This window comes from Butyrivibrio sp. WCD2001, assembly GCF_000424485.1.
GTDB lineage: Bacteria > Bacillota > Clostridia > Lachnospirales > Lachnospiraceae > Butyrivibrio.
Genome location: NZ_KE384200.1, coordinates 186,930 through 198,291, shown reverse-complemented (window position 1 = coordinate 198,291; position 11,362 = coordinate 186,930). Strand labels below are relative to the sequence as shown.

Annotated in this window: 9 protein-coding genes; all 9 read right to left on the bottom strand. The window is 44.5% G+C overall.

Features of this window, described 5'->3' with window-relative positions; all coding sequences use genetic code 11:
* Positions 1 to 184: 184 nt before the first annotated feature.
* Positions 185 to 367: a DUF4250 domain-containing protein gene (locus tag G630_RS0118765; RefSeq protein ID WP_022760869.1), complete on the bottom strand. Its 183-nt coding sequence runs from the start codon at positions 365 to 367 to the stop codon at positions 185 to 187.
* Between the two features lie 112 nt (positions 368 to 479).
* Positions 480 to 3,068, bottom strand: a complete 2,589-nt coding sequence (gene clpB, locus G630_RS0118760; RefSeq protein ID WP_026499447.1) for an ATP-dependent chaperone ClpB — start codon at positions 3,066 to 3,068, stop codon at positions 480 to 482.
* A 147-nt stretch (positions 3,069 to 3,215) separates the two neighbouring features.
* Positions 3,216 to 4,862: an ABC transporter substrate-binding protein gene (locus G630_RS0118755; RefSeq protein ID WP_044960010.1), complete on the bottom strand. Its 1,647-nt coding sequence runs from the start codon at positions 4,860 to 4,862 to the stop codon at positions 3,216 to 3,218.
* Positions 4,863 to 4,906: 44 nt separating this feature from the next.
* Positions 4,907 to 7,624 (bottom strand): hybrid sensor histidine kinase/response regulator, encoded by a 2,718-nt coding sequence (locus G630_RS23985; protein ID WP_049946307.1) that lies wholly within the window; start codon positions 7,622 to 7,624, stop codon positions 4,907 to 4,909.
* A 184-nt stretch (positions 7,625 to 7,808) separates the two neighbouring features.
* Positions 7,809 to 8,105, bottom strand: coding sequence for a hypothetical protein (locus G630_RS0118745; RefSeq protein ID WP_022760866.1), 297 nt, complete (start codon positions 8,103 to 8,105; stop codon positions 7,809 to 7,811).
* Between the two features lie 22 nt (positions 8,106 to 8,127).
* Positions 8,128 to 8,769, bottom strand: a complete 642-nt coding sequence (locus G630_RS0118740) for an HdeD family acid-resistance protein (protein WP_026499445.1) — start codon at positions 8,767 to 8,769, stop codon at positions 8,128 to 8,130.
* A gap of 22 nt (positions 8,770 to 8,791) precedes the next feature.
* Positions 8,792 to 9,406, bottom strand: coding sequence for a ribosome biogenesis GTP-binding protein YihA/YsxC (yihA, locus tag G630_RS0118735; RefSeq protein WP_022760864.1), 615 nt, complete (start codon positions 9,404 to 9,406; stop codon positions 8,792 to 8,794).
* Positions 9,407 to 9,457: 51 nt separating this feature from the next.
* Positions 9,458 to 10,732, bottom strand: a complete 1,275-nt coding sequence (clpX, locus tag G630_RS0118730; RefSeq protein ID WP_022760863.1) for an ATP-dependent Clp protease ATP-binding subunit ClpX — start codon at positions 10,730 to 10,732, stop codon at positions 9,458 to 9,460.
* 2 nt (positions 10,733 to 10,734) lie between these two features.
* On the bottom strand, positions 10,735 to 11,337 hold the full coding sequence (gene clpP / locus G630_RS0118725) for an ATP-dependent Clp endopeptidase proteolytic subunit ClpP (RefSeq protein ID WP_022760862.1): 603 nt from the start codon (positions 11,335 to 11,337) through the stop codon (positions 10,735 to 10,737).
* Positions 11,338 to 11,362 lie beyond the last annotated feature (25 nt).

Below are 11,362 nucleotides of genomic sequence, written 5' to 3'. Positions count from 1 at the left end.
ACACAGCAAGTTGATTAATTATAAGGGGAAATATTGCCCAAACGCTTACCAGAAAGTGCGCTTGCCTTTATCACATTTTGTCAACAAATTCGCAATATATGAAAAGAGGATGCCAATATTTGACATCCTCTTACTCAATACGTAATAAACCTTGAATTCATGCGGTTTTTTTATAAATAAAATTTCAGGCAAACTTATTGGAATCCGGATTATAAACATATCCAATCCCATTAAGTTTTGCTACAATCCCATCCAGCTCATCTTTTCCTATATCAAGCCCTTCCGCAAGTGCGTCGAGACTGCTGTAATTGTCCCTGAGCTGGGTATTTATGTAACTAAGTAGCATTATTGGATCTTTCGGTATCATGCGGCCCCCTCATCCGGCGCTTCGCGCCACCTGTCTTCGCTCCGCTTCGGTCCGCGCTAAACCGACGTCCCCCGGACGTCGAGCGCCCCCTCGGAGAAGGCAATAATATTTATCAAACTTTTATTGCACGTGCGACAAGCGCATCATCTTCCACATCGATTTCAATTACATCGTGTGGCATAACCTTATCTTCAAGTATAAGCTTTGCGGAGAGAGTTTCAACATGCTTTTGCACAAATCTCTTAACAGGTCTTGCACCGTAATTTGCATCATAGGCATTGTCCGCAACAAACTGCTCAGCTGCAGGTGTAAGACGAATGCTAATCTCTCTGTCCGAAAGTCTCCTGTTAAGATCGTCAACGATCAGTTTAACGATTCCGCTGATATTGTCCTTGGTCAGCGGCTTAAACAGGATCATCTCATCAAGTCTGTTAAGGAACTCCGGTCTGAAGCGCGCATGCAGCTCGTTCATTGTAAGGTCCTCTGCTTCCTTGCTGATGCTGCCATCCTCCTGAATTCCGTCAAGAAGGTATGGCGCACCGATATTGGAAGTCATGATGAGAATTGTATTCTTAAAGTCCACAGTCCTTCCCTGAGAATCAGTAACACGTCCATCATCAAGTATCTGCAGAAGTACATTGAATACATCGGGGTGCGCTTTTTCCACTTCATCAAAAAGTACAACCGCATAGGGCTTCCTGCGAACCGCCTCGGTGAGCTGACCGCCTTCCTCATATCCCACATATCCGGGAGGTGCTCCGATTAGCCTGGACACGCTGAACTTCTCCATGTACTCACTCATATCAATTCTGACGATATTGTTCTCATCATCGAAAAGCGAAGCCGCAAGGCTCTTAGCCAATTCCGTCTTACCTACACCTGTGGGTCCGAGGAACATAAACGAGCCGATCGGTTTGCCGGGATCCTTGATACCTGCCTTCGAACGCATGATAGCTTCGGAAACCTTGGTCACAGCTTCATCCTGTCCGATGACTCTCTTATGAAGTTCATCCTCAAGGTGAAGAGTCTTATTTCTCTCACTCTCAGTCAGCTTGGCAACAGGAATGCCTGTCCATCTTGAAATAATCCGGGCTATCTCTTCATCGGATACTCTCTCATGGACAAGAGACATGTCCTTCGATCCAACCTTCTGTTCCTCCTCTTCGAGCTGTTTCTTAAGTTCGGGAATTCTGCCGTACTGAAGTTCACTGGCCTTCTCAAAATCACCTCTTCTCTGGGCAATCTGAAGTTCACTGTTTGCAGACTCAATCTCTTCACGAATTACCGCAAGCCTGTCCACAGCTTCTTTCTCATTGGTCCACTGTGCCTTCTGATTATCAAAACTGTCCTTTAATTCTGCCAGTTCTTTTTGAAGATTTTCGAGCCTCTCCTTACTTAAGGAATCATCCTCTTTTTTCAGAGCAGTCTCCTCGATCTGCATCTGCATGATCTTCCTGTTCATCTCATCAAGCTCTGCAGGCATAGAATCCATCTCGGTCTTAATAAGTGCACAGGCCTCATCCACCAGGTCGATTGCCTTATCGGGAAGGAATCTGTCGGAGATATATCTGTTACTGAGTGTCGCTGCACTAACGAGCGCTGAGTCCATGATCTTAACACCGTGATAAACCTCATAGCGGTCCTTAAGTCCTCTGAGGATGCTTATGGTATCTTCAACTGTAGGCTCCGAAACCATTACAGGCTGGAAACGTCTCTCAAGAGCAGCATCCTTCTCAATGTACTGTCTGTATTCATTAAGCGTTGTCGCACCGATACAGTGAAGTTCGCCTCTTGCAAGCATGGGCTTAAGCATATTGCCCGCATCAAGCGCGCCATCTGTTTTTCCCGCACCCACTATTGTATGAAGCTCATCTATGAAAAGAATTATCTCGCCGTCGGATTCCTTGACGTCCTGTAGAACTGCCTTAAGTCTCTCCTCGAACTCACCGCGGTACTTGGCGCCCGCAACAAGTGAACCCATATCCAGCGAAAAGATTTTCTTATCCTTCAGGTTCTCAGGCACGTCGCCCTCCGCAATTCTCTGCGCAAGCGCCTCAACCACCGCCGTCTTACCTACACCGGGCTCACCGATGAGAACAGGATTGTTCTTGGTCTTTCTGGACAAAATTCTTACGACATTTCTTATCTCGGCGTCTCTTCCGATAACGGGCTCAAGCTTCTGCGCCTTTGCCTTGGCCACAAGCTCTGTTCCGTATTTTTCAAGCGTATCGTAGGTGGCCTCAGGATTATCGGAGGTCACCTTCTGATTACCTCTCACCTCGGACAGTGCCTTAAGGAATCTGTTCCTGTCGATTCCGAATGCCTGGAATATATTGATAATCTCTTTGTTAGGATAGTGAAGCATCGCAAGGAATATGTGCTCAACTGACACATATTCATCGCCCATCGCCTTCATCTCATCCTCACTCTTAAGGAGAACCTTATTAAGGCCGGCACCCACATACGGGCTTCCTCCCTGCACCTTGGTTCTCTTTTTCAGAGCTTCATCAACCCTTGACAGGAACACCTTATTATCGATACCCATCTTCTCAATGAGTTTCGGAATAATGCTATCCTCTATGGTCAGCAGGCTGTATAAAAGATGCTCCTGCTCGATTTCCTGATTGCCGTAGTCAACCGCAACCTTCTCCATGTTCTGGACAGCCTCAATTGATTTTTGTGTAAATCTGTCTATCTTCATAACTATCACCTCTTTTACCGGTTAGTAGTTCTTCCTGACTGAAATTTTGTATTATATTCTGTTCTACAACTGTTATAACACGATTATTAGCACTCGTCAATAGAGAGTGCTAATAATTCTTTCCGGTTCATCGAAGTGATGTCATGGTCAATATATAGTCTTTAACTTTTTCGACATGTTTCTATAATTATTCTTCACTGAGCCATTCCAGGATGCCTTAATGCCATCCAGCTTTTCACTCTTCACATAGTATCGGATTCGTGAAAACAGCGGTATCCACGCAGCTTCATCCTGAATAATCGTCTTCTCCAAGTCTCTGTATTCCTTGATGCGCTCATCCTTATCCGTAATGGCACGGGCATCGGTAACCCGTTTCATGATGTCCTCACGCGGGTAGCAAAGACTCCTGAAGGTTGTGTTCTCCTTATTTCCGAAAAATGTATAAATGAAATTATCGGGATCGTTAAAATCTGCTGTCCAGGTTGCCTCGTAGCAGGTAAGCTGTCCGCTCTTTCGAAGGGTCATCCATTCGGAGTCATCGATTACCTCCACAGTAGCTTTAACTCCTATCTTTTCCCACATGGATGCTACTGATTCCATCATAGACTTTTCCCAGTCGGCTACAGAAGATTTGACGCTGATTGTCATTTCAAATCCGTCCCCATACCCAGCATCAGCAAGGAGCGCCGCCGCTTCATCAGGATCATAGGCAATCTCGGGAAGATCCTCATTGTAACCGCTAAGGCCATGAGGGAATATTCCCTGCTCAATCTCTCCCCTTCCATTCCTGCTGCTGTCCAGAAGTGCCTGTCTGTCCAGCGCCATCTGCAGTGCCTTACGTACAGCCACATTATTTAAAGGTTCTATGGACTCATTAAGCGCGATATAAGTGATACCTACCGGATGTGCGCGGAACAAACGATCCTTATACGAACTATCATTCAGATATTTATCAGCATCGCTGCCAAGGCCATCCAGATCCAGGATATCCAGTTCACCCTTTTCAAATAATGCCTCAATATCTTCTGCCTCTGACAGGAATCTCAGATCCAGTCCTTCGCACTTAGGTACTCCGTTCCAGCAATTCTTATTTGCTTTGAGCAGCATACCTTCTCCCTTATTCCATTTCCATAGAACGAAGGAGCCGGTTCCGACTGTCCATTCGGGCTCCGTCCCAAAACGGTCCCCTGCCTCAACAGTTGTCGCTTCATCCATAATAGATGCACCGGGCATGGATAGGCATGGCAAAAATGCCGCAAAAGGTTCCTCTAAAGTAATGGAAAAATCAAGATCTCCCAAAATCTTAAAGCCTTCCAGCTGATCAGTCTCACCGGCTTCTAATTTAGCGGCACCTACAATATTATCAATGATATCCTGATTGCAGGAATCAGGATGAGTCAGAAGACGGGTAAATGAATACAGCACATCCGAAGCCGTAAGCGGTGATCCGTTACTGAAGGTTACACCCTCGCGAAGGTGAAATGTGTAGGTCATACCGTCATCAGACACTTCCCAGTCCTTTGCCAGAGATGGCAGAACAACCGCGCTTCCATGGGCATTGTTTTCCATCTCTACCAGACGGTCGAATACATTCTGTGCAACTGTGTAGTGAATGGACGTGCACTGAAAATCCACTGTATCCGGCTCTTCTTCGATAGCAACTACAAACTCAGATACGTCCGGCTCGGCATTTTCCGCACTGTTTTTTCCTGACGTGCTCCCCGGTGCTGTCGCACATCCGGACAACAGAGAACCCATTAGAAAAAATGCTGTCAACAGGTATACCGGTTTCATAATTTTGTGTTTTGTCATTTTCCACACCTTTCTGCGAAAAATCACTACTTCGCCGCTTTTTCCACTATAGCCAACAAGTCCTCCCGGAACTCACGGTAAGACTTAAGAAAATCAGGTGTATCGCGTTTAATTGTTTCTATATCATTACTTTTTCCTGCCAGTTCAAGCGCTTTTGCCCTTGCAGAAAAATCTTTCATACCAATGGATAGAGAAGAGCTCTTTAATGCATGAACCTTGGTTGTATACAGTTCTATATCCCCATCGGCAAGGCTTTTCTCAATTACGCTAGCATTTCTCTCTGTCGCATTAGCAAAAAACTCAAGTGCGTCCATGTACATAGGTCCGCTTCCGCAATATTCAACGCCTTCCTTCGGATCAAGCCAGGAACATGCAAATGCCTCCTCCGGAATACCCTCGTAAGGATCCTCGGCCTCAGCCTCATCACCGGTCGCCTGGGAGATCAAATTTTCCGGCAGATATTTTAGAAGTACATCATCCATGTCTGCGATATTCACAGGCTTAGTCAGATAATCTGTAAAACCTGCTGCTATCATACGTTCCCGGTCTCCCTGAATTGCATTCGCAGTAAGCGAGATAATCGGGGTATTAGCTACCTTCTCCGGCTCCTTCTCCTTCAGGATGTTCAGAGTCTCCACTCCGTTCATATTCGGCATTCTGTAATCCAGGAATACCAGATCATAGGAATTAGCACTGAACAATTCAATGCATTCTGCTCCGCTGATCGCTGTAGTAATCTGTATCTGCGTCGGCTTAAGGAGTCCCTTGATTACTTCCAGATTCATTTGTGTATCATCCACGATCAGGATATGACTGTCCGGAGCAACAAATGAAAAGCTTTGAAGGCGCATATGATCTTTGATGGATACCGTTTTCTCATCAAGCTGTCCTATTTCAGCAGGATCCGAAATCTCCTGCTCAAGATTAAATGAGAACGTCGATCCCACATTATAGGTGCTTTTAACATCGATATCGGTTCCCATCATCACAAGAAGCTTTCTTGTAATGGCGAGCCCCAGACCGGTTCCTTCTATCGTCTTTGTTCTTTTTGTATCAAGCCTGTCAAACTTTTCAAAGAGCTTGTACATCTCCTCCTCTTTAATTCCAATACCGGTATCGATAACCGCAACATATATCGTTGCTTTCTTTTCATCTTTTTCCTTAAGAGATACCTTAAATGTCACAGAGCCTTTCTCCGTATACTTTATGGCATTGGTCAGCAGATTGGTGATTACCTGCTTGATACGAAGCGCATCACCGACAAGCTCTTTCGGAAGATGCGGATCTACATCCAGCCGCAGGCTCAGACCCTTATCACCGGCCCTTATCTGCAGCATAGAATATAAATCTCCGATAAGGTCTTTCAGAGAATAGGATGCTGGAACGAGTTCCATTTTGCCTGCTTCAATCTTGGAAAAATCGAGGATGTCGTTAATTATTCCCAGAAGATTGTTCCCTGCTATGCGAATGTTATCGCAATACCCGAGTATGGTCTCGTCATTTGTTTCTCTACTGATAATCTCATTCATTCCAAGAACAGTCGTAATAGGAGTCCTAATCTCATGACTCATATTGGACAGGAATGAAGACTTTGCCCGGCTTACCTGCTCAGATTCAGCAAGTGCATGAATTTCAGTCTGAAGGTTCTTTGCCAGATTAGAAAAGGTCTTTGTAAGGATGCCGACCTCATCATCTCCGCTGTAATTAAGTTCAACGTCGTAATTTCCGCTATTTATCTGTTCAGTGGCTTTTGTAAGATCATTGAGCGGTTTAGTAAGACGCAGTGCAAACCTGCGATTAATGTGACTTAGAACAATCAGCAGAAAAACGGAAGCAATCATTATCTGCACTACCATTTTTCTAAGTGTTCTGTTGATTTCAGATGTAGGTACCGTTACATGCAGTCGCATCCCGTTATCCAGCGGTAGCCATAAGCCCATCTTTTCTTTTCCGTCGACTGTATAATGATAATGTCTTTCTGCTGTCAGAAGCTCCGGCGGAACATCCGGTCTGCTCATATCCGTCAGTATGGTAGCATCAATATGCGGATGGTATATCAGATTACCTGCTTCATCTGTGATAAAGGCATACCCATTGTCATACAATGTAATATTTCTTACCTCTGAAGACATAAGTGAGTAGTCAATCTCAGCCCCTATAACGCCGATGAACTCGTTTTTCCAATAAACAGGAACATTGTAGGAAATGACTCGCGCCTCATCGATGTCGGTGATGTAGGGAGAAATCCACACCGGTTCTCCGGTAACCTTCGGAACAGTGAACCACGGAAGCTCACTGGTATCGTTGGTATCATAGAGAGTCATGTCAATCATCTCGTGTTCTCTAAATCCCTCTCCGTCAGGATTTGAATACCAGAACCCTTTGATCTTTTTCGATACTGCAGGGTCAATCCTGTAGTAATATGTTAAAACGCCATTTGTCTGATACATAACCTTCTCGAAGGCGGTGCGCATACGTTCAATATGATCCCCTAGCTGATCATCCGAAGTTCTCTCAAGATCCTCTTCAACAATATCTGCAATCTTGGTCACTGAATGCTCTGCACTGTCAAAATACGCATTCAGATTCTTCTGTCCGGCCTCACAGAGGTGCAACAGCATTTCATCCGCATCGCTGTTGCCCAGTTTATTGATTGAGCAAACAGCAATTGCGGCAACTATAATAACTGCAATGACAATGGTACACACCGTCAGCAGAGTAATTTTTGTTCGTATTGACTTCATGCCATTTTATCCTTTCCGGAATGCATCTATCGTCAAATAAAAACGTCAACAAGGTTAGAAAATCCCAATTCTCCAATAATAATTGTAACAATGAAGAATAAAATGAATATTAATGCACTATAAAAAAACAATTACAATAACATCAAAAAAACCTGCAAGACAAACAATTGTTGTCTTACAGGTTTTACTCACCATCTCCAAGTCCGTAGTAGAGAATTTCATTATATCTGGCATTGGCTTCCTCACTGGCTTTCTTATCTTTCCATCTGCTCACATCACTGCAAATAGCCAGCATCTCGTCCACTATAAGCTCAGCGCTTTGCGGCTTCACATTATACAAATACGCCAACATACGCTGCATAGCTTTGGGGCTTCCAAGCTGCCTTGCCACCTGATCTCCCAGTTCTCCCGGAAACCCTAGCTGTTCCACAACATGAACCAGCTCATCATGGGTCCTCGCCCATTCCACTCTGTTATCCATAACTCCTTCTCACGGATTAGCTCTAATTATCTAAATCCTTGCTTTCCACATCTATGATTTCCTGCTTCGCCTCTGCCTTTGGCTCCACTTCCACGCTCTCCACGTCGACAATCTCTTTCCTGTTGACCTTGTCAACCTTGTGAATTCTTGAGATGATCCAAAGGTTTGAAGCGCCGTTGTATGCAAGAGCTGCGCCTATTATCTGCACCACGTACTTAACCATAGTGAGCGGATTGAAAACAAGGAATGCTCCTGCTGCAATAGTAAGCGCCGCAAGAATAAGCGCAATCCACCAGTTTTTATAGCTGTTTTTTCCAAGGCTGAGAGTCTCACCAAGATTCATGATTCCGCTAAAAAGCATGATCACACCGGCGATAACGGGAATTATAGCCTCAAAAAATTCCGGATTAATCAAAATCCAAACACCCACAACAGCGATAACAAGCCCAAATCCTAGTGAACCGTTCTTTGTAAGTACGTTCTGATTTTTCGATGCAAGTCCTGTCACCACAGATATAACTCCGGCGACAAGTACCACAGCTCCTATCACCTTTGTGAGGATATTGAGTGAGGTTCCGGGAAGGAATATAAGAACCAGTCCAACCACGATAAGCGCTATTGCATCTACCAGAATATTCTTTTTAAGCCTTACGAAAAATCCCATATGGGACCTCCTTCATCTGTTCTTATTCTTCCTGAGACTCCTGTGGTCTGCACTCCTCAAGGAGTCTGTCCATCAGCTCATAGATTTCTTCTCTTCCGGCCTTACTCTGCGCCGAAAAAGGAAGAATCATTCCATCCTCAGGCATTCCAAGGGTAGTCTTAATCATATTCAGATGCTTCTCAAGCTGACTGTTCTTTATCTTATCAGACTTAGTAGCAATGATAATCGGGCTTACACCCTGCGAGACAATCCATTCATACATCAGCTTATCATTTGCCGAGGGCTCATGCCTTATGTCTATCAGCAGAAAAACCTGTTTAAGCATTCGGGATTTATTCAGATAATTCTCTATCATCTTTCCCCATTGCTTTTTCACAGACTCCGGAACCTTCGCAAAACCATATCCCGGAAGATCCACCAGATAAAACTCATTGTTAATGTTGTAATAGTTTATTGTCTGAGTCTTTCCCGGTTCCTGACTCACTCTGGCATAATGCTTGCGGTTCATAAGTCCGTTGATCAAAGACGATTTTCCTACATTACTTTTCCCCGCAAATGCAAACTCCGGTTTATCATTCTGGGGAAGCTTACTCGTAACACCTATTACAGTTTCAAGATTTACATTTTTAATTACCATAAAAAACCTCTTTAAAAAAGGCAGAAATGCTCTGCATCTCTGCCTCAAAAATCACTTCGCCGGTTTAAGTCTCTTAGCCTCATCCTTGTAAACAATCAGAGGACTTGAAGAACCGCTGACTGCTTCCTCGGTAACAACGCACTCTGAAATGTTGTCATCTGAAGGAATCTCGTACATAACATCCATCATAGCCTTTTCCATAATGGATCTTAAGCCTCTGGCACCGGTCTTCCTCTCGTGAGCCATCTCTGCGATCTTATCAATAGCGTCATCCTCGAAGGAGAGCTTAACATCATCAAAATCGAAGAGTTTCTGATACTGCTTAACAAGAGCATTTCTGGGCTCTGTAAGAATTCTTACAAGTGCCTCCTTGTTAAGGCCTTCAAGAGTAACACAAATCGGTACACGTCCTACGAATTCAGGAATAAGTCCGAACTTAGTCAGATCCTGAGGAGTAACCTCTTTTAATACTTCTCCGATCTCTCTCTCCGTCTTATCTGCAATCTCTGCATTGAAACCGATAGAATTGCGATCAAGTCTGGCCTCAACAATCTTATCAAGTCCGTCAAAAGCACCACCGCAGATGAAAAGAATATTTGAAGTATCAATCTGGATAAGTTCCTGATGAGGATGCTTACGTCCACCCTGCGGAGGAACGCTTGCTGTTGTACCCTCGATTATCTTAAGAAGTGCCTGCTGAACACCCTCACCGGAAACATCACGGGTGATTGAAACGTTCTCACTCTTCTTGGTTATCTTATCAATCTCATCAATATAAACAATACCGTACTGTGCTCTCTCAACATCATAATCAGCTGCCTGAATGAGCTTCAAGAGAATGTTCTCAACATCCTCACCTACATAGCCGGCCTCTGTAAGAGTTGTAGCATCGGCAATTGCAAAAGGAACGTTTATAATCTTTGCCAGTGTCTGTGCAAGGTAGGTCTTACCCGAACCGGTGGGACCAACCATGATAATATTGCTCTTCTGAAGCTCAACTTCATCATCAACACCCCGAGCCTTGGGAGCCATAACACGCTTATAGTGGTTATAAACCGCTACAGAGAGAACCTTTTTAGCCTCGTCCTGACCGATTACATAGTCATCAAGGAAGTTCTTAATCTCAACGGGCTTAAGAAGATTAATGTCCCTGTCATCATGCTGCGTGGGCTCATCTTCAAATTCCTCTTCAATGATATCGGCACAGATGTCTACACACTCATCACAGATGTAAACGCCTGCAGGTCCTGCAATCAGCTTCTTGACCTGGTTCTGTGTCTTGTTACAAAATGAGCAACGAATCTCACCGTTGTTTTTACCTGCCATAATTACTTATCCTTTTCTTCCTTTGGTCTTGATTCAATTACTGAATCTATAAGTCCATACTCAAGAGCCTCCTGAGCTGTCATCCAGTTATCGCGCTCAGTATCTGCTGCGATCTGCTCATAAGGCTTTCCTGTATTCTCTGATAAAAGAGTATTCAGTTTTTCCTTTGTACGAATGATGTGCTTAGCCGCAATCTCAATCTCAGTTGCCTGGCCCTGAGTTCCTCCGAGGGGCTGATGAATCATGATCTCCGCATTGGGAAGAGCCATACGCTTGCCCTTAGCACCGCCTGCAAGAAGGAATGCTCCCATACTTGCTGCCATACCTATGCAGATTGTGCTGACATCGCACTTGATGTAATGCATTGTATCGTAGATAGCCATTCCGGATGTGATCTCACCGCCGGGGCTATTGATGTACATGTGAATATCCTTACTTGGATCCTCTGCTTCGAGGAAAAGGAGCTGAGCTACTACAACGCTGGCTGATACGGAATTAACCTCCTCACCCAGGAACACAATACGCTCCTTCAAAAGTCTTGAATAAATATCGTATGAGCGCTCACCGCGGCTCGTCTGTTCTATGACATAAGGTATTAAACTCATTAAAATCGCTTCCTCTCTGTTATAT